Raw genomic sequence first — 21,778 nt, forward strand, 5'->3', positions numbered from 1 at the left:
ATCATGAAAATACGTTACTTTATTCCAATAATATGTCTTTTGATTTTTTCTTGTCAGCGAGACCGTATTCCAAAGATGGAGCCTGTAGATTTGAATTTGAATCTGAGCTACGCTTCGGAGGAACTAAATGGAAAATTGGAGCTGAATACAGCAAAGGTTACTGTAACCAATCTGTCAACAAAAGTGAGAAGTACTTATTCTCCTCAAGATGCCGCTGTAAGTATTGAGAATCTAAAACCGGGAAATTATGATATTGATGCTTCAATTACAATCTCCAAAGAGCAATATACTCAAGTAACTGGTCTTGAAACCGCCGAAGATGTGACTTTCAATGTTTCTTTTAAAAAATATAACCTCATCCGATCAACTACCTTGGCTCTGGAACTGGTTGCTGGTACTGTAGGAGATTTTGTCATCAAGCAGGTATATTATGCAGGGTCAGATCAAAAAAATGGGGCATTATATCGTGATCAATTTTTTGAGATCCAGAACAATACGGATCGGATTCTATATGCCGACAGTCTATACTTTGGTCGTATTTATGGAAGACAGTCGATCACAACAGATAAAGAACACTATCAGCCTAATGGACAGTTAGATTGGAGTAAGTCTGAAAATATGACTATGGGAAATGAGGCTAATACCGACTATGTTTATTTAAGAGATTTATTTATGATTCCGGGTGATGGCCAGACTTATCCCATAGATCCTGGAAAAAGTATTGTGATCGCACAGAATGCCCTGAACCATAAAGTGCCATTTGTTGGCAATAATGGTGTGGAAACACCCATCAGAGATCCTGAATTGACAGTGGATTTAAGCAAAGCTACTTTTGAAACTTATTTTGGAGATATACCGGGGAAAAAACCATTTGCTTCCGATATCAATAATCTAGATGTACCGAATGTGGAGGTATTGGATTATGTGGCAAATGACTGGATTTTAGATAATCCTGGGCGGGATGGATATGTGATCTTTAAGCGGTCCAGTCGAGAAGAAGTGTTGGCATTAAAAAATTACGTAGTACCTTCTTTAAAACCACCAGCTGCTTCTGAGAAAACCTATAGACAATTGCCTGTCAGTTGGATCATGGACGCGTTAGAAATCCAACCGAACACAGCGAGCTCACGTTTACCTAAGAAGCTAGGGCCTTCTCAAGATGCTGGGTTTAGTTTTGTCCCTTTGGGAGCTTACTCTTCACAGGCTGTGATTCGTAAAACAGAGGAAAATAATAATGGTGTAATCAAGTTAAAGGATACCAATAATTCTACGGAAGATTTTGTGTTCATCAAGGCTAATCCTTTTGGTTTTGCAAATTAGATAAAAAAAGATGTCTAGATTTCTAAATCTTAGAAATCTAATGTTAAAAAAGAGCTGTTTAAATGATAGATATAAAACAAATTGTGATATTAACGGGACTGTTTATGACTGTGTCTGTAAGCTATGCCCAATCACAGCCTGAATCTGTATTAGATTCAGTTACAGCAGAAGCCTACTGGTATCAACCAGAATATGTCATGATGCATGATATGGCGGTTCGAAATCGGGTCTGGTTACCTAATGAAACAAAAAATAAAGCGTCAATATTAGGTATTTCTCAAGCGTTTAATAAAGGAGAATTTCAGCCTGCTCAAGGTGCTGATAAAGCAAATCAATTTGGTGTTTATACAGAAGGAAAAACGCAATGGAAGAATACCGATTTTTGGGGACGGTTTTCTTACGATCGAAGCTCTGAAGATAGCACAGCGATGCGTCATCAAACAAGATGGAATGTAGATGCGCCGTTTTATTTTGGGTCGCTACGTAAAAATAAGTACAATCGGGAGACTTATAAATTAGATGCTGGTGTACAGCGGGCTTTTTTTGATAATCGTCTGCCGATTTCCCTTGCAGTTGATTATCGTCTAGGTTCTCATTACTCCAATAATGATCCCAGAGGAAATCTCAATGATATGAACCTGCAGTTTGAAATGACAGTAGGTCACAATCTACCGAAATTATCATACCATATCAGCGGTATTTGGGGTTATGGTTCAGAACGTGCGGAGGTAGGTTATAAAAATGATAAGTATACTACCAATACTGATGATCCTCTATACGTGAACTGGGTAATGAACGGTTTTGGGAATGCTGAAGAGCAATTGAAGCAAATCAATTACTTTGATGTAATAGATCATTATGGGGCGGGGTTTCATATATTGCTAATGCCTAATATCGCAAATAAGATATATTTTAATGCTCGATTTCTAAACGAGAAGCAATCGTTTAGAAAAAATGACAATTCGGTACAAACCTATCAGCTGCTAAATGATTATAGCAAAGATATCGGTGAAATGGAGATACTTTGGTCTAGTCAGTTTGATGATCGCCGTTCAATGAAATGGCTGATCATGGCGAAGACGGAAAGTGGGGATGATTTTAATTATAGCTATATGGCCAATAATTATGTATATCAAAAAGATCAAGCTATGCTGAAAGGTCAATATAATCTTGCTTCAGTTCAACTAGCAGGAAATTTAAGTTGGTCAAATATGAAAAAAAAGGATGGGGCCACCGATAATCTAATGGATTTAACACAATTGCAGTCGGGTATCACTTTATACCGTACTTTTAAAATAACAGATCAATTTAATCTATTGGGAAAATTGGGTTATCAAAGAAAATGGTCTCCGCAACATGAGCTTGAGGCGCCCGTGCTGAATTCGGCTAATTTTGCAAAACAGGTACTTTATCAGGATTATTTATATGAGACTGCATCAAGCAATATTTGGAGTACAGCTTGGGTATGGATGAGCCAACGACCTCGTAATCATTTTTCTGTACAGTTTCAGGTAGACTATCAAAGGCGTGGCGAGCTGGTTCCGATTGACTTCAATGTTGCAGATGGCATAGGAAAGGATTGGTACATGGCCAAATTGGGTGTTTCTTATTTGTTTTAATAACAAATCTTTGATAGAATAAATTGGACAATAGTAGTGAATGCCTTAATTTTGGCTTTAGATCATGATGAAGAAGAAAACTGTAATTTTTGCTGGTATATTGGGAATGGTAAGTTTGCTATCCATGAAGGGACAGCAACGAGCAATTGATGAAGAAATTGACGGGCTCTATCGTCGTCCGGTGTCTGAATGGCCGAAACCGACGATTGATAGTGGGGTAAACTGGAAAGAGTTCAAATCTTTACCTAGGCTCGATACCAGTTATTTTTCTTTGATGGAAAGACCGGATGTGAAATTGGGAAAACTATTGTTTTTTGATCCTATTTTATCAGGGAGCAATCAGATCTCTTGCAGCAGTTGCCATAATCCCCAAACTTCATGGGCTGATCATTTGACGGTCTCAGTAGGGAATGACCATCTTGTGGGAACCCGTAATACACCTTCTTTATTAAACGTATATGCTCGTAAAGATCTTTTTTGGGATGGACGTGCCAAGTCGTTGGAGGAGCAGGCGCTGGCACCTATTGAAGCGCATCATGAAATGGATATGGATCTGAGGAAGCTGATTCCTAAACTGAAGGCTATTCCTGCATATACAAAATTGTTTGTTGAAGCTTTTGGTGATGAAGATTATTCAATGCCTGAAGTTCTAAAAGCTCTTGGAAGTTTTCAGCGTACGTTAACGAGTAAAAGAAGTCGCTTTGATGAGTTTTTGGATGGTAACTATAAAATGCTCTCCCAACAGGAGGTGCGTGGACTGCATCTTTTTCGTACTAAAGCGAGATGTATGAATTGCCATAATGGTCAATTCTTGACGGATGATAGTTTCCATAATATTGGTTTGACCTATTACAAAAGGAAGTATGAAGATTTGGGACGTTATGAGGTGACGAAAGACCCTGCAGATGTTGGTAAATTTAGAACTCCGTCGCTAAGGGATGTGATGAATACTGACCCATGGATGCACAATGGTCTATTTGATAATATCACGGGTTTATTGAATATGTATAACAGTGGCATGCAAATGAATACGGCTACACCAGAACAGAAGGCCAACGATCCGCTCTATCCAGTGACAGATCCGTTGATGAAGAAGTTGAATTTAACGAAGGATGAGATTGGAGATATTCAGTCTTTTTTGCAGGCTATAACAGCATCTAAGTATCGGATGAATCGTCCGGATAGTCTGCCACGATAAAGTTTTGACATTAGCTCTTCGATTGTAAGGGTACAAAAAAACCATTCTCAACGAGAATGGTTTTTTTGTGTTAAAATATTTGTTGCTTTTTTGCGTACTTATTTTTGTACGGATAGTGATCGGTACAATCAGAATCTACTATTTGTTCCACCATAATTTATTCGTGATGACATCATCGCCTTGCTGTGCTAGTGCAGCTTGATAGTTGGCTTTGTTGGTACTCTGTTCTTTTATTGGATATACCAAACGACTAGGGACAGCATTTCCGACTTCAGGATTGAAGGTGTAAGTTACTGTTTTTCCATCTATGGTGCCACTCCATACCACATCTCCTTTTTTGATCAAGTATAGTGGATATCCTGTACGTCTCACTTCTGACCAAGACTCGATGCTCTGGTTAAAGAGTGCCAAGTATTTTTGCGATAGGACACGCTCTTTGTTGGCTGCAGGCAGCTGATCTAGATAAGCTGTAATGTCTGTTGCTGCTACCCCCCATTTCTCTAAAGATGCACGTGTGCCATTGATATACTGAGTTTGATCCCAATTGTTATTTTCGGATAATAAGAAGGCTACTTCAGCATATTCCAGTAATACCTCGGCATAGTCAGCCGCATTGATAATATCTCCAGGTAAAGAGACTTTGTCTATCGGGAATAAGTTACCAGCAGCTAATGGTAGTCCATAAGGTTGCCCAAAATAACTACTGTTTTCGGACGTTGGTTTTGCGTATTTAGCTAATCTTGGATCTGCTGTAGTAAAAGGGCCTCTTTTACCCTGCAGAGCTTCTACGATAACATTGGAAATAGCAAAATCTTTGCGATTTGCTGTAACTGTTGCCCGGTATAATGGTGCTTCATTTGGAGAAGTTTTAGAATATTTAAATACAGCATTGTCACTATTGGAGGTAAATACACCTTTTTTAACGGCATCAGTGATATGTGATGTTGCTAAAGATGCATCTTTGGTCTTGATGCGATTTGCTATACGTAAACGAAGGGAATTGGCAAATTTCGCCCACTTACCGTTTTCGCCTTTGTAAATAACATCAGATGTGCCAAATGTTTTTTCTCCTTGATATTTGATTAATGTATCTGCAGCCTGTTGCAGCTCATTCAGGATATCTTTATAAATTTTCTCTTGACTTGCATATTTAGGCGTTAAATTGTCGGGATCCTGTTGTAGAGCTTCAAAGTCGGGGTCTGTATTACCATATGATTGGTAAGGAATATTGCCAAAAACATCTGTTAGAGAGTGAAATGCGTATGATTTTAAGATACGTGCAATCGCAATTTGATTGGCGTTGGTTCCCGCAGTTCCTGCTGATGCTAATGCTTTTGTGCTTTCAGCTGAATTTAACTTGATGATTTCATTCAGATTATTTAAAGCCTTGTACGTAGCGGTCCAATAATTATCTGAATAACTTGTTGGAACTTGATATCTGGATTGATCTGTGTAAATATTTTGACTAAAGTACTGTGTAAAAAGTTGTGCTCCTCTTAAGCTGATATCTTCACTTCTCAGAGCATTGACTAATTGCTTTTCTGCTGTAATCAATAATGTTGGTGTGGTTACCAAAGCAGGGCGATTAGGATCTGTATTGATATCGCTCAACGTTGATTTCGAACAAGAGCTTGTAGCGAATAGACTCAGGCCGATAAGAGTTGTATATAATATATGTGTGTGTGTCATTTTTTCTAGAATTTAAGATTAACATTAAAACCATAAGTCACAGGTGTAGGGATATTACCTCCTTCTATACCCTGTACATTGCCTCCACTTGAAGTAAACTCAGGATCAATGTATTTGCTCTTGGTATAAATATTCCACAGGTTTCTGCCATAGATATTAACCCCGACATTTTTAATCAGTTTACTATTTGTAATAGGGAAGTTGTATCCTAGCGTTACTTCTCTCAATTTAATGAAAGTAGCATCGAAAATAGAGAAAGCTGTAGGACCATTGTATTCATTACGTGCCCATTGTTGTGCTGTAATGTTCGTAGTGTTTTCACGAATATTCGTTACTTCATAAGTCCCGTCGCTGTTAAAGGCAACATTTGCTTTAACACCGTCTAATGTTATACCTGTCTCACGGATATTATTGGCTGCAGTTTTATCCAAAATACCGGAGTACATTCCGACTTTATAGGTTTGTGAGAAGAACTTTCCACCCACACGTCCTGCAACTAAAAATCCTAAATTGAATCTTTTGTAGCGGAAGCTGTTTTGAAAGCCAAATGTATAGTTAGCTAATATAGAACCTAATGGCACCAATTGAGAAGTTTTCATAAAAGTACCATCTTCTTGAACAACACGTTCTCCATCTGGAGTATAAACAAAATCATAACCCAAAAATTGACCGTAAGACTGACCTTCACGTGCGACAAGCTCGACTAGGGTATTGCTTAAACTTAAAGTATTGACTTGTTCATCCAATTTAATTACTTTGTTTTTGTTTTTTGCCCAATTGATGGTTGCATCCCAAGAGAAATTTTCGGTTTTAATAGGCGTTCCATTTAATACGACTTCAATACCTTTATTATTGATCTTTCCTGCATTAAATATTTTGTTGGCATACCCAAAAGAGGATGAAACAGGTACTGCAAGTATTTGATTTCTAGAGTTGTTGTTATAGTAAGTAACATCTAGTCCTAATCTGTTTTTAAAAAATTGTAGATTTAAACCTGTTTCCCAAGAGCTTGTGATCTCAGGTTTGAGAGACGCATTTGGTTTTGTATTTGGTAAACTGTAACCTGGGGTTCCTTCGAATGCTTGCTCTGCATCATAAACTTTATAGAGTTGATATGGATCTGTATCATTACCAACTTGTGCCCAACCAAGACGTAATTTACCAAAGCTCAACCAATCCAATTGCTTAAATGCTGGTAATTGTGAAAATACAAAACTACCAGTCAGCGATGGGTAAATAAAGGAATTATTTTCTACAGGAAGAGTGGATGACCAGTCATTGCGAATAGTTCCATCCAAGTATAAAAGATCATTATAACCTAGTGAGAAACTCCCATAAATAGAAGCTATACGGCGATGATATTTAAAATTATCTATTTTAACTGCTGAAGCATTTTTTAAATTATAATAGTTAGGAAGAATTAATCCTCCTTGTGTAATGGCGTAATCATTTTTACGTTGTTGATCACGTAGATTGGCACCTACATTAGCAATTAGGGAAAATTTATCCCAATTCTTTTTTGCAGTAGCTAAAAATTCGTAATTATATTCATTCAATTTATTACTCATTTCTTCGTATTGAGAAGTGCTTCTAGAATATACCGCAATACGGTCTTGAGATTGGAATGAATAAATATCGCCATGTACTTTAGCCCCTACGGATAACCAATTGTTAACATCATATTGTAGGCCAATGTTTCCATAAAAGCGATCTCTACTGTCTTCCATGTAAGATTCATATGCAGACCAATACGGATTATCGATAAAACGAGTCGCTTCGGCTGCAGTTGTATTTTGCCAGCCTGTGCGGTTCCATGCTAGTGGTGTGCCATCTGCACGTTTGTAGTTTTCAAGTATTTTATAGTCGACTTGTACAGCACCCCATTGGAAGGCTTCTAATATGATATTTCTATTTGATGCTCCTGTCCAAGGACGACCAACAGAAGAATTACGGATATAATTAAAGTTAGAAGTAACTTTAATTTTACCTAATTGTGTACCTCCAGAAAAGTTAAACGTATTTCTTCCTAAGCTGGAATTTGGTACTGTGCCCGTGACGTTTTTATTCGTGTAAGAAAAACGATAGTTTGTATTACCTGTACTGCCAGCAATAGCAAAATTATTGGTATTAGCAATCCCTGTTTTGAAAAAGTAGCTCACATCATTTTTTGGATACAACCAAGGTGATGGATTCAAATAATTTACTTCATCCTCTGGATTGAGATTATACCATTGCAATACAGGGGTGCCATCTAGTTTAGGACCCCAACTTTCATCGGAAGCATAATCAACAATTTTATAATCCTTTCCATTGATGTTCTGAGTTTGAAAACTAGTAGAATATCCTTGACCGTAAAGATGCTGACGTTTTGGTAAGCGCGTGATATTTTCAAAATCTAGACCTGTGTTCACCGAAATATCAACCTTTTCACCTTTTGAGGCACGCTTCGTAGTGATTAAAATTACACCGTTAGCTGCTCTAGATCCATACAATGCAGCAGCTGATGGACCTTTAAGGACAGAAATATTTTCAATATCATCAGGGTTAATATCCTGAATCATATTACCGACATCTTTACCGGCACTTCCATTAATGGTTGAACTTGAATTAAGATCCGTATTGTCGATAGGCGTACCATCTATAACATATAGGGGCTGATTATTACCTGAAATAGAATTGATTCCACGTAATAAAACATGTGAGGAACCACCCATGTTGCCACCTGATGTGGTCACTTGAAGCCCAGCGACTTTACCTGATAAGGCGCTAAGTGCATTCGTCGGGCGAGTTTGCAATTCAGTCCCTTTTACTTCCTGTACGGCATATCCTAATGATTTCTTTTCTCTCGATATTCCCAATGCAGTAACGACAACTTCATTAAGTTGTGAACTGGTAGGTGTTAACTGTATCGTATTTAAACCTGAAATGTTTGCTTGAATCGTTTTAGTTTCAAATCCAATGTATTGTACTTGTAGTGTAACCGTATTTTGATTTGAGGGAAATTCAAATAGACCATTTACATCTGTTTGAATTTGCTTTTTACTATTAATATCGGTAATCGTAGCACCTTGAATTGCAGTATTGTGCTCGTCAATTACTTTTCCTTTTATGGTAGATTGTGCGTATAGTGTGCTTGAGCTGAGGCAAAGCGCGGCTGCTACGACAAAATTTGTTGTATGTTTTGTCATGTTAATAAGATTGTAATATATGAAGTGAGGTAGTTTTGTTGTCGGAGATATTTGTATATAATTAATCTTAAATACCTCCTAGGAGCATTCGTTTTATATACATATAGGTAGCATATTTTGTCATTATTTATTGTTAATGGTGCAAATATATAAAATCCACCTGATAAGTAGTCTTTGTTTTATGATTTTTTGTTAAAAAAATGTTAAAAAGTGTCTTATTTACTTTTAAATGGCATTTTGTAAATGTGTTGGGTATAAGTATCTAAACTTATTCATGCTTATACACGACTTTAAAAAAAGTAGATATCTACAGATATCTACTTTTTGGAATATTTTTATTTTAGAATTATGTGTCTTATCTCGCACCTGGAGGACAGTGCTGTTTTAAATAGTTGGTAAACAAAGTTTTTAAATGTAGAGCTGTTCCAGCTCCTTCATTAATAGAATGACTTCTGTTTGGATAGGACATCAATTGAAACTGTACGTTGTTTTTAACTAACTCATTGATGAGAACTTCGGCATTTTGATAATGGACATTGTCGTCTCCAGTGCCGTGGATATAAAGTAAATTACCCTTGATGTTTTTTGCATATTTTAAAGGTGAACCATTTTGAAAGTCTGCTAAATTCTCTTGAGGTAATCCCATATATCTTTCTTGATAAACATTGTCATATAACAACTGATCTGCTACAGCCGCAATAGCTATTCCTGTCTTGTAAATATCAGGATACTGCCCCAGAAGGTTTAGCGTGCTAGATCCACCGCCGCTCCAGCCCCATACTGCGACGCGTGAATTATCGACATACGGCCACTTTAGAATTTCTTTGGCGCCCATTGCTTGATCTCTAATATTGAGCTGCCCAATCTTACGATAGATGCTTTTTCGCCATTGACTGCCTTTTGGCGCAGGTGTACCTCGGTTTTCTAGGGATATATAGATATACCCATCTTTAGCCATACTTCCTTGATATAAATGATTCATACCAGCACCAAAGTTATCAAGGACAGTTTGAGATGCTGGTTCACCATATACCATAAATACAACAGGGTATTTTTTATTTGGATCAAAATCAAGTGGTTTGACCATCCAACCATCTAATTCTATATGATCGATCGTCGTTATTTTAAAAAATTCAGCGATACCATTTTCAGATTTTTTAATTAAAGACTCATTAAAATCGACCAATGTCTTGTGATTGGGCAACTCGATTACCGCATTTCTTTTATATTCTTTGTGGTTATTAAAATCGAATATGGCTATTTTCCCATTCTTAGCGATATCATATTCACAAGTGCCTGCATATCCTGCTGGAGTTAATCTTTTTGGTGTACCACCTTTAGTGGAAACTGAATATAGGTAGTTTTGTGTGGCATTAGTAGGCGATGCACTAAAGTAGATCGTTTCCCCTTTGGTATCCATTAACTTTAGATTGATGATATCGTAGTCTGCCTTTGTAATCAATTTTTCATTGCCCATGAGGTCAATTTGATATATTTTACGCCAGCCATCTTTTTCCGAAACCCATATAAAAGCTTTGCCATTTTGAATCCAATCCCAACCTGATGGGTCATTATTATTCCATCGTGATTTGATATCTATCCACGAATCACTAGTTTCAGTATAAATATTCTTAGGGGTATTAGTTGCGACATCGACTAAGTAAATTTTACTTTCGTTTTGTTTGCGATTAAGTTGCTGCAATATTATTTGTTTGCTATCCAAACTCCATTCCATACGAGGAATGTAGTGTTGAATAGCATCTCCAGGAACTTGTACAGATGTCGTCGCATCTGTTGTTAATTGGTAAGTCCATATAGAGCATGCACTAGGTGATTGCCCGACTTTTGGGTATTCGATAGGTATCGTATAAGAATAGATGCTGTCGGTATTGTTGATCATTAAAAAGTTGCGTATCGTACTAGCATCCAATTTCCAGTAGGCAATCGCATTTCCGTCCGGAGACCAACGAAAACCATCTTTGCATCCAAACTCTTCTTCATACACCCAGTCAAATGTTCCATTAATGATGCGGTCTGTTCCATCTTTTGTGATTTGTTTTATGGTTCCAGTTGCAAGATCTTCAATATAAATATTGTGATTGGATTTATTAACATAAGCCACTTTTGTCCCCTGAGGATTGAATTTTGCAAACATGAGTTGAGAAGGAGGGAATGTTTTTCCAAGTTGGGTCAATTGATTTGTCTTTTTTTGATAAACCCAATAATCTCCTCTGGTTTCTTCACGCCATACCCTTTTGCTATTGGTATAAAGTAAAATATGCTCTTTATCTGGTGAAATGGAGAAATCACTTATTTTTAATGCAGCCGATTGACCCTTGGGTACGAGTGCTGCACTTGGTAAAAAAATCGTGCGTTGTGCATTTATTGGGTTGACAATCTCGATTCCATTGTCAGAAAATTCATAATAATGACCACCATCTTCAGTCCAAAGTCGCTGCGCCAGGAGCAAGTTTGGGATATAACACAATAGGGTGAAAAAGAATATAATACGTAGTTTTTTCATTTCTTATTTTGATTTTTTAGTCTGTACCTAAATCTTTTAATGCATATATTTCATCGATTTCTCGTTCCAAATATTTTCCAAGACGATGATATCCCGAATCTTGGATGACATAATTATCTTCTATGCGGATACCTCCAAAGTCAAGGTGCTTATTGAGCAGATCGTAATTAATAAATTCGTGATGTAAATTTTGCTGTGCCCACATTTGAGTAAGTTCGGGGATGATATAGATGCCGGGTTCTACTGTTAATACGTTACCTGCCTCTAATTTTTTTCCTAATCGTAAAGATTTTATGCCAAAGGTTTTGGTGTCTTTTGGCTCGTCTGCGGTGTATCCCACATATTGTTCGCCAAGATCTTCCATATCGTGTACATCTAGTCCTAGCATATGACCTAAACCACATTGGAAGAATAAAGCATGGGCATGTGCCGCGACGGCATCTTGCGCGTTTCCTTTCATGAAACCAATCTGGATTAATCCTTCAGCAAGTGCTTCGCAGGCTTTTAAATGGATGTTTTTAAAAGCAACCCCGGGCTTTAATGCTGCTTCAGCAGTTTTAAAGGCATTTAAAACAATAGCATATAATTCTTCTTGTAGCGGGTTAAATCGTTTTCCTACAGGAAATGATCGTGTTAAATCTGACGCATATCCTAGAGCAGTTTCGACACCAGAATCATTAAGTAGTATATCACCAGCTTTAATTTTATGATATTGGATATGATTGTGTAATATCTCTCCATGTTTGGTCACAATGGGAGGATATGAGAATGACATTTGTCTATTTTGTGCGAGATGTTGAATGGCATTGCTTATCTCATATTCGTGCATACCTGGTCTAGTCATTTTAATAGCTAGACGATGCATCTCAACAGCTACGTCCACCGCTTTTTCTAATTCTGCGATCTCTTCCGCTGCTTTTATATTGCGCTGTGTTACGACGGCTTGTATCATGTCGACCGATGGTTTGATCTTGTCAATAGATAAGCCTAATAAGTGCTGCAGCAATAACTTGTTGTGCGCTTGATAAGGAGGTAGGTAATGTACCTGATTATTATTTTTAACCACTTTTTCCAAATACGGTTGGAGCTCATGAAAAGGACGAACTGATGCGATTCCTACCCATTGTGCTTTTTCCCTTAAAGTCTGTTGTTGTCCCATCCATACGATGTCATCTATAGTCATTTCATCACCAAACAATACCGTCTCACCCGCTTGAATATCTAAAACTGCAGCTAGCTTTGGACTTTTAATCCCGATGTAGTATAAAAAGCTACTGTCTTGACGGAAAGGGTAGGTGTTGTGCTCAAAATTAATTGGATTTTCAATATTTCCTAAAAGCAGAAGTAGCCCGGATGTAAATTTAGAACTAAGTTCATTTCTTCTTTTGATGTATATATCTTTTTCAAACATGATTGGGAATCTTTTTGTATTTAAGTATAAATCTATGAAAATACACTTGAACAAAAACATACGTAAGCGCTATTTTTTTTAATATGTTACTTTACGGTTCTAAAATGTTAATAAGAGGTTGCAATGTTAAGACATTGTTGTTTTTAGTTTACTCTTTTAAACTTAATACAGATTTCATTATTCGTTAATATGCATGTCATTACTTTGCGCCAAATCGCTCAGCATGATGAAACCATACTCATTAAATTTAATTAAGAAAAGTACCCAAATGACACTCTGTGCAGCACTTTTATATGCGATGCAGACAGAAATGGTTTGGGCAAACAAAATTGCTTCTCATACGTACATGGGAACTGTTATAGATCAGGAACTCATTAAAGGAGTGCTCCGTGACCAACAAGGTAATCCAGTAGATGGGGGTACTATCGTCAACGAAACGAATAAACAAAGTACTAGAACAGAGTTTAATGGAAATTTTGCTATTAAAGGGAAAACTGGTGATCGACTTCGGATTTCTTCTCTGGGTTATAAAACTCAGTTTGTAGAGGCAGGAAACACTAGTCTAGATATAGTTCTAGAAAAGGATGCATCTAAATTGGATGAAGTAGTGGTAACAGCTATTGGTATCAAACAGCAAAAAAAGCAAATTGGATATGCAACTCAAGAGGTGAAAGTGGATGTCCTAAAGGAGTCGAAAACGATGAACATCGGTACAGCCCTGACGGGTCAAGTTTCAGGTTTAATTGTGAATAATCCGACTGGTATCTTCCAAGCTCCTTCGTTTCAATTGCGTGGTAAAAATCCATTGATCGTCGTCGATGGTATTCCGGTAGAGACAGATTTCTTTGATATACCGAGTCAAAATATTGAAAACATCAACGTGTTGAAAGGTACAGCTGCCTCGTCACTTTACGGATTAAGAGGTAAGGATGGTGCTATATTAATTACTACAAAAAGTGCTAAGAATGAAGGTTTAGAGTTTTCTTTTGGTACCACCAATATGTTTTCTGCAGGATTTACCGTTTTTCCTGAATCACAAAAGGAATTTGGAAGTGGATCAAATGGTAAATACGAATTTTGGGATGGAGCGGATGGAGGTATTTCTGATGGTGATATGACATGGGGTCCAAAGCTCAATGCAGGACTTAAAGTTCCGCAATGGAACAGTCCGATCCGGGATAAGGTGACAGGTGAAGTGACACCATGGTGGGGTGACGTGAAAGGTACGAAATACGATGATAAGTCACGTTATGAAAGAGTACCAACAGATTGGGTGTCGCACAATAATTTGGAAGATTTCTTAGGAACAGGTCTGATTACAGAAAATAATGCGACCGTATCTTACCGTTCTGAAAAGGTGAGCATATTTGGTTCTGGAAAATATGCTTTTCAAAAAGGGCAGGTGCCGAATACAAAACTGACAACGGGAGGTCTGAATTTAAACACCTCTTTTCGCTTTAGACCAGAAGTGCAGCTGGATTTGAATCTATCTTATAATAAAGTAAAATCACCTAATTATCCTCGGTATAACTATGGTCCTAAAAACCATATGTATACCATCTTATTGTGGATGGGAAATGATGTCAATGGCAAGGAACTCAATGAACATCACTATATTCCTGGGCAGGAAGGGTATCGTCAAGCAAATTACAATTATGCATGGTATAATAATCCTTATTTTGCAGCTTACGAACTTAATCAAGTATATGATCAAGACGTATTGCAAGGTCAGACAGCATTAACTTGGCGCGTGACGCCCGATTTCACATTAAAGGGCCGTGCTTCAGCTAGACAAAAAAATGTTTTTCAGGATATGCAGAGTCCTAAGTCTTATATGAACTACGGTGATTCAAGAAATGGTGATTATAAAAATTGGGATAGCAACCAGTTAAATTTTGATGCTGATGTTTTGGCCACTTACAATAAGGAGTTCTCAGATCAGTTTGCACTGACCTTAAATGCAGGGGCTTCAACTTTTAAAAAGACATATCGACAATTGTACCAAACGACAGACGGATTGGTGGTTCCATTTATTTATAGTTTAGGAAATACGCAAGGACCTGCCAAAGCTGAAAGTTTATTTAATGAAAAAGTAGTTCGTAGTGCCTATGCGACGGTAAATTTGAATTTATTTAAATCAACTTATCTTAATCTTTCAGGACGTAATGACTGGTCATCTACTTTTTCTAAACAGAATCAATCTTTTTTCTATCCTTCGGTATCGTTAAGTTCTGTAGTGTCTGACTACTTTAAACTACCGGAACAAATTGATTTTATTAAATTATACAGTTCATGGGCATCAGTTTCATCAGATTTAGATCCGTACAGCATTTTAGCTACCTATAAAAAAGATGTGACATACGGTTCAACACCTTCTGTGACTTATCCTGCCGGTATTGTAAATCCTAATATATTACCACAACAATCTAATTCTTTAGAAGTTGGTGCGGCATTTTCATTATTTAAAAATAGATTGTCAGCAGATGTAACTTATTATGACGTTGTCGATAAAAACCAAATCATTGATCTAAGTATATCACAAGCTACAGCTTTTACCTCACGTAAAGTTAATGGCAATAAGTACCGTACAAAAGGATTAGAGATTTCTCTGACAGGTAATATTGTAAAACAGCAACAGTTTTCGTGGACTTCAACTGTTAATTGGTCGAGAGCAGTAAGGAGATTGGAGGAGATATACAATGACCAACCTAAAATGGGGAACTTAAAAAAGGGTGATCGTGCCGATAGTTATTATGCAACTGTCTGGGAGAAGTCGGCCGATGGACAATTGGTTCTTAATGCCAATACAGGTATGCCAATCCGTAATCCATTTCCGCAATATTTAGGATATTTTCAACCCGATTGGCAATTTGGTTTTGCTAATAGGTTTAAGGTCAAGAATTTTACGGTGAATATAGATGTCGATGGATCTATTGGAGGAGTCATGAATTCGACTACAATCGAAAAGATGTGGTGGGGAGGGAAACATCCTTCTTCTGTACTGTATAGACAAGAAGAATATGATGCTGGAAAACCTATTTATGTACCTGAAGGCGTAATCGTCACAGGTGGTGAACTGACCAGAGATGTCAATGGTAATATTACTTCTGATACGCGTACCTACGCCCAAAATACTCGGGCTGTTGATTGGCAGGCTTGGAGTCAAAACTACCCATATCAAGCCCGTGTCACAGAAGCAGAAAATAAACTCTTTGCCAATGTATTTGATCGTTCATTTGTTAAACTCCGTAGAGTATCTGTTGGTTATGATGTCAACAAAATATTCAAATTAAAACATCTGAAAGCTTTAGATGCTTCTGTATTTGGTTACAACTTAGCTATGTGGAAAAAAGTACCCTACCTAGATCCTGATTTTGGAGTAGGAAATGACGGTAATCTGCAAGATCCATCTACACGATATATTGGTTTATCTCTTGATTTTAAATTTTAAACGATTCATAATATGAAACTTGTTTTCAAACATATAATATTTGCGTTGGTTCTGTTTGCAGGAGCAGGATTACAGTCATGCGAAAAATTGACAGATGTTAATAATAATCCTAACGAAGCATTGATCACTCATCCGCAGGCATTGTTGACCAAGGTGGAATGGGATGCTTTTCGTACTTGGCATGGTACTTCTCCTTTATATGCATTAAAAATGATTGTGCAGACTGATGGTGAAAATGCTAATCAAATCTATAACTGGCAGAGGGGAAGTTTTGAGCAGTATGGTTTTCTGCGTAACGTCACCAAGATGATTGAAGAAGCTGAAAAGATTGGGACGACTAATTACATTGCTTTAGCTAAATTTTTCAGGGCTTATTATTTCTATAATTTAACTTTGACTTTTGGTGATATTCCGTATTCGGAAGCGACAAAAGGAGAAAATGGTTCTTTATACATCCCAAAGTATGATACTCAAAAAGAGGTTTTTGTTGGAATTTTGAAAGAATTGGACGAAGCTAATAATTTATTAAAGTCAAATAATAACCCCATTAATGGAGATATTATTTATGCAGGAAATTCTGAAAAATGGCGCAAGCTGATCAATTCATTTCGATTGAAAGTTTTACTTACCCTATCCCGTAAAAGTGCTGACTTTCCTGTAGATATCAAATCTGAGTTTGCAAAGATTTATAATGGAGAGACTTTGATCACCAATGCCGCAGGATCTGATGATGGACAGCTAATTTTTTTAAATCAAGAAGGCAATCGGTATCCTGAATTCAATTCTAGCGGTTATGGATCGGGTATGTACATGGACTCCACATTTATCCAGCGATTGCAGGCTCATAAAGATCCACGCTTATTTGTTTTAGCTACGCAAACACGTTTAGGAAAAGAAGCTGGTAAGGCACTAGATGATTTTAGTTCTTACGAAGGAGGTGATCCAATTGTACCTTATGCTGACGTCAATGAAAAAGCTGTAAAAGGCAAATTGTCTAAGGTACACGAGCGCTTTTATAAAGATCCAACTGCCGAACCTCTGGTTTTAATGGGATATTCGGAGTTACAATTTATCATTGCTGAGGCAATAGTAAGAGGATGGATTACAGGGAATGATAAAGAATGTTATGTGAATGGCATCAAGGCATCTTTTAAATTTTATGAGAATTATGCCAAAAATTTAAATGCTTATGTTGATGCAACTCGTGTAGAGAGTTATTTGTCACAAAAATTGGTTAATTTGGATAACGCAAATAATTCGGAAGAAAAGCTGGAACGTATCCTAATGCAAAAGTACTTACGTTCTTTTCATCAAGGAGGCTATACCGCCTATTTTGATCATTTAAGAACAGGTTATCCAAGCTTACTTAAAGCCGATAACGTAAAGATAGCTTATCGTTGGATGTATCCTCAGGATGAATACAATAATAATACGGTGCAAGTCTCTGAAGCGATAAAACGTCAGTTTTCAGGCAATGATAATATAAACTTACAGACTTGGTGGTTGAAATAATGGAATCTCGAAGACAATTTATAAAAAAAGCGTCAGCATTGGCTGGCGCTACAGCAGTCGTTAATTGGTTACCTGAATCAATTCAACGCGCATTAGCAATTGAAGCACCATCGGGATCAACCTATATGGATGCGGAGCATATTGTCTTTTTGATGCAAGAGAACCGCTCATTTGATCATTGCTTTGGTACTCTTAAAGGGGTGCGTGGTTTTAATGACCCTCGAGCACTAAAATTACCTAATGGTCTTCCTGTGTGGGTACAGGGAAATAAAAAAGGAGAATATTTTGCTCCTTTTCATTTGGATATTGTTAATAGTAAATCTACTTGGATGGGTTCATTGCCACATGGTTGGCGAGATATGGTTGCAGCTCGTAATGGTGGTCGGATGGACAATTGGCTGGAAGCTAAAAGTTCAGGTATTAAAGATTATAAAGCTATGCCACTTACGATGGGCTATTACAACCGGGCAGATTTACCGTTCTATTATGCATTTGCAGATGCTTTTACGGTCTGCGATCAGCATTTCTGCTCTTCCTTGACAGGGACAAGTGCTAATCGGTCCTATTTTTGGACAGGAACAGTTCGTGAAAATCCACGTGATCCAGAATCAACTGCCCATGTGGATAATGGACAGATCAATTACAAAGATGTGAGTTGGAAATCTTATCCAGAACGCTTGGAGGAATCTGGAGTATCGTGGAAAGTATATCAAAATGAACTGAGTATCCCCGTAGGATTTGAAGGAGAGGAAGAGGATTGGTTAGCTAACTTTACCGATAATAATCTGGAATTTCACAAACAATACGGTGTACGTTATCATCCTGCACACCGTACTTGGATGGAATATAAATTGAACCAGTTGGAAAAAGAGGTAATCGATTTAAAAGATACAGTTGAAGAATTCAAGCTAAAGAAGCACATCGAGGATCTAAAACAAGATTTACAGCGTTTTTCAAAAGATAATTTCGCAAAGTTATCAGAGCTACATCAGGCGATTCATAAAAAAGCTTTTGTAACTAATGTGGGAGATCCTGATTATCATCGGGTAGAAAAATTGGTCTATGATGATGGTCAAGGCAAGCAGGAAGTTGATGTTCCTGCAGGAGATGTATTTTATCAATTTCGTAAAGATGTCAAAGAAAAGAAATTACCTACTGTATCGTGGTTGGTAGCTCCATGTCGTTTCTCTGATCATCCTGGATCTCCTTGGTATGGAGCCTGGTATGTTTCAGAAGCATTGGATATTTTGACAAAGGATCCTGAGGTCTGGAAAAAAACAATCTTTATTTTGACATATGATGAAAATGACGGATATTTTGATCATATTTCACCATTTGTCCCGCCAATGGAAGGGAATAAAGAGTCAGGTAAGACTGCCGTAGGTATTCATACGGCTGATGAGTACGTCACTAAAGAACAGGAGCGTAAAAGAACAGGGAAAATGGATTCTGAGCTGGAGAGTCCAATAGGATTAGGATTTCGGGTTCCGTTAGTAATTGCTTCACCTTGGACTAAAGGTGGATGGGTAAATTCGGAAGTTTTCGACCATACATCTTGTTTACAGTTTTTAGAACAATTTCTAAAGAAAAAAACTGGAAAACTTATCAAAGAAACAAATATTTCTTCATGGAGAAGAATGATCTGTGGTGATCTAACGTCTGTATTTCGTCAGGCGAGTGATACTTCTCATGATTCTTTACTTACTGTCAATCGAGATGAATATGTAGCGCGTGTATATACAGCACGATCAAAGAAATTGCCAACAGATTTTGTTCAGGTGCATTCTTCTGAATTGGAGCAAATTCGTGAAAATGGTATATTCAATTCCATTAAAGTTATTCAAGAGAAAGGTATCAAGCCTGCATGCGCATTGCCTTATGCATTGGATGTCAACGCCAAGTTGGACAATAATGGTTTTGAAATTACTTTTGAGACTACAGTTCCTGTTAAATCGAAGAAGAAAATCGGAGTTCCTTTTCAAGTAAGAGGACATATGAATTATGGATCGTTGGGGGTCGGTCAGGTTTGGAATTTTGCGGTCAAAGAAGATGAACCGTTAAAATATGTCTGGAATATGGATCAATTGAAAGACAATCATGTCGAAATGGAGCTGCATGGACCTAACGGCTTTTACCGCATGTTTAAGTTACATAAAGAAAGGCCGCATGCGATTGTGGTTAGACAGTATCAAAAAAAGGATGCAATAGCTTTGGAATTGAAACAGCTTAATAATTATTATACTTATTTAATCAGAGATAGATCGTATGGCAGCTTTGAATCCTTTGCTATAGGGCAATCGTTTTTAAATTCGAAAATACTTGACTTCACCCCAAGCCATGGCTGGTATGATCTGGAGGTAACTTGTAAAGAAGACCCTGAGTTATTATTTGTATTTGCAGGACATATTGAAAATGGGAAGCCAAGTAAAACCGATCCCTTAATGGGAAATGTTGTTAATCGCTCGTAGCGCGTATGAATATATGTTGTAGGGACACATAGTAGGGTATATAGCGTAAATCAATATAGGTTCCGTTCAATTTTTTGAACGGAACCTATTTTTTATGGATTAAAAACAAGCATCATATAGATGGCGAATAGGGCTAAATGAATGATACCTAAAATAGGTGTTGTTCTCTTACCTAAGAAGCTGATCAAGCTTAGTAAGAGCGTCATTGTGAATAAAATTGTCTCTGTGCCAGTTAAACCAAATAAAACCAACTTTCCTTTTAAAAGCCCGATGAGTAGAACTGCAGGAACTGTCAATCCAACGGTCGAAACAAAGGCGCCATGGCATAGATTGATACTTCTTTGGAATTCATTGTTGATTGCCGCTTTGATGGCAGTAATAGATTCTGGGGTAAATACAATGATAGCAATAAGTATTCCTCCTAATGCTACTGGAAGTTTTGCTGTAGCTATTCCGTAATCAACCACCACAGCCATTTGATGCGAAAGTAATACTATTGGTAAAATCATTAAAATAAGAAGAGCTGATCGAATCCAGATTTCTTTTTTGCTTTGAGATTTGTAGCTATCATCATGTATAGGATTTTGATCCTGTTTGGGATACGCAATTTCAAGCTTTCCTTTTTCAGGCTGTACATATAAATGGCTGTAATCTTTTAATTGATAATAAAGGAATGCCATGTACACGAGTATAGTTATAGTTGATATAAATATCGCTTGTAAAGTAGTATATGAACCATTGCCTGCTCCTTGTATAAAGTTAGGGAGTAAGAGTGAAGTAGCTCCAAGTATTACGATCATTGAAAAATATGACAATGTCCCTTGAGCGTTATATTCCTGTTCTTTGTATTGAGCACTTCCAAGTAATATGCAGAGTCCTACCACCAGATTCATGATAATCATCATGACTGAAAAGATTGAATCTTTTCCGATTGTCGGAGATTCTGCTGGACCAAGCATAACAGCAGCAATCAATACGACTTCAATCGTTACAATAGAGAGCGTAAGGATAAGAGTACCGAAAGGTTCACCTAACTTATGCGCAAGCTCATCAGCTTCTTTTACTACGCCAAATGAGGCGGTCAAAATCGTAGCTAAAAGAACTATGAATATAGTAAATGCTGCTATTGGAGAAAATGTTGTCCTAAAAATCTGTTGATCAAAGAGCATCAGTCCAATGACAATAATCCATATGATGAGTAGTCGGATAATTGTTTTTGTATTCAGTATTATTTTCATATTGCTGCGGTATATAAATTACTGATACAAATATCTTTACTAAAAATGGGATTAATTTTAACATTTGATAAAAACTATAAATAGCGGAATTATTTGTTTTATGTGCAAAGCGCAATTTCTATTGTATCAGAACTTCATCTTATTATTTTTCAAGGATGTG

The 21,778-nt window shown here is 37.2% G+C and carries 11 protein-coding genes; 6 read left to right on the forward strand and 5 right to left on the reverse strand.

The window, feature by feature from the left end:
* The first annotated feature begins 3 nt into the window (after positions 1-3).
* The 3 genes from MUB18_RS10150 (at position 4) to MUB18_RS10160 (ending at position 4,137) form a co-directional block, all read left to right on the forward strand.
* Positions 4-1,320 (forward strand): DUF4876 domain-containing protein, encoded by a 1,317-nt coding sequence (locus tag MUB18_RS10150; RefSeq protein WP_248755818.1) that lies wholly within the window; start codon positions 4-6, stop codon positions 1,318-1,320.
* Between the two features lie 62 nt (positions 1,321-1,382).
* A complete protein-coding gene (locus MUB18_RS10155) occupies positions 1,383-2,939 on the forward strand; it encodes a DUF6850 family outer membrane beta-barrel protein (RefSeq protein ID WP_248755819.1) in 1,557 nt (518 codons plus the stop codon).
* A gap of 64 nt (positions 2,940-3,003) precedes the next feature.
* Entirely contained in the window at positions 3,004-4,137 is a 1,134-nt protein-coding gene (locus MUB18_RS10160) for a cytochrome-c peroxidase (RefSeq protein ID WP_248755820.1), read from the forward strand.
* A 138-nt stretch (positions 4,138-4,275) separates the two neighbouring features.
* Here the strand turns inward: MUB18_RS10160 and MUB18_RS10165 are convergent, their stop codons facing one another.
* The 4 genes from MUB18_RS10165 to MUB18_RS10180 all read right to left on the reverse strand — a co-directional run bounded on the left by MUB18_RS10165 (position 4,276) and on the right by MUB18_RS10180 (position 12,949).
* Positions 4,276-5,826 carry a SusD/RagB family nutrient-binding outer membrane lipoprotein gene (locus MUB18_RS10165; protein ID WP_248755821.1) on the reverse strand — a complete coding sequence of 517 codons (1,551 nt, stop codon included), beginning with the start codon at positions 5,824-5,826 and terminating at the stop codon, positions 4,276-4,278.
* Between the two features lie 5 nt (positions 5,827-5,831).
* A complete protein-coding gene (locus MUB18_RS10170) occupies positions 5,832-9,014 on the reverse strand; it encodes a SusC/RagA family TonB-linked outer membrane protein (RefSeq protein ID WP_248755822.1) in 3,183 nt (1,060 codons plus the stop codon).
* Positions 9,015-9,369: 355 nt separating this feature from the next.
* Positions 9,370-11,538 carry a S9 family peptidase gene (locus MUB18_RS10175; protein ID WP_248755823.1) on the reverse strand — a complete coding sequence of 723 codons (2,169 nt, stop codon included), beginning with the start codon at positions 11,536-11,538 and terminating at the stop codon, positions 9,370-9,372.
* Positions 11,539-11,554: 16 nt separating this feature from the next.
* A complete protein-coding gene (locus tag MUB18_RS10180) occupies positions 11,555-12,949 on the reverse strand; it encodes an aminopeptidase P family protein (protein WP_248755824.1) in 1,395 nt (464 codons plus the stop codon).
* 223 nt (positions 12,950-13,172) lie between these two features.
* Here MUB18_RS10180 and MUB18_RS10185 point away from each other — a divergent pair, with 223 nt between their 5' ends.
* The 3 genes from MUB18_RS10185 to MUB18_RS10195 are packed head-to-tail and all read left to right on the forward strand — an operon-like array spanning position 13,173 to position 20,380.
* The gene (locus tag MUB18_RS10185; protein WP_248755825.1) at positions 13,173-16,400 is read left to right on the forward strand and encodes a SusC/RagA family TonB-linked outer membrane protein; all 3,228 of its coding nucleotides are present in this window, start codon (positions 13,173-13,175) and stop codon (positions 16,398-16,400) included.
* Between the two features lie 12 nt (positions 16,401-16,412).
* Positions 16,413-17,912, forward strand: a complete 1,500-nt coding sequence (locus tag MUB18_RS10190) for a SusD/RagB family nutrient-binding outer membrane lipoprotein (RefSeq protein WP_248755826.1) — start codon at positions 16,413-16,415, stop codon at positions 17,910-17,912.
* Positions 17,912-20,380: a phosphocholine-specific phospholipase C gene (locus tag MUB18_RS10195; RefSeq protein WP_248755827.1), complete on the forward strand. Its 2,469-nt coding sequence runs from the start codon at positions 17,912-17,914 to the stop codon at positions 20,378-20,380. The genes MUB18_RS10190 and MUB18_RS10195 overlap by 1 nt, the downstream gene beginning before the upstream one ends.
* A gap of 92 nt (positions 20,381-20,472) precedes the next feature.
* Here the strand turns inward: MUB18_RS10195 and MUB18_RS10200 are convergent, their stop codons facing one another.
* Positions 20,473-21,618, reverse strand: coding sequence for a calcium:proton antiporter (locus MUB18_RS10200; RefSeq protein ID WP_248755828.1), 1,146 nt, complete (start codon positions 21,616-21,618; stop codon positions 20,473-20,475).
* Positions 21,619-21,778: the final 160 nt, after the last annotated feature.

This window comes from Sphingobacterium sp. PCS056, assembly GCF_023273895.1.
Taxonomy (GTDB): domain Bacteria; phylum Bacteroidota; class Bacteroidia; order Sphingobacteriales; family Sphingobacteriaceae; genus Sphingobacterium.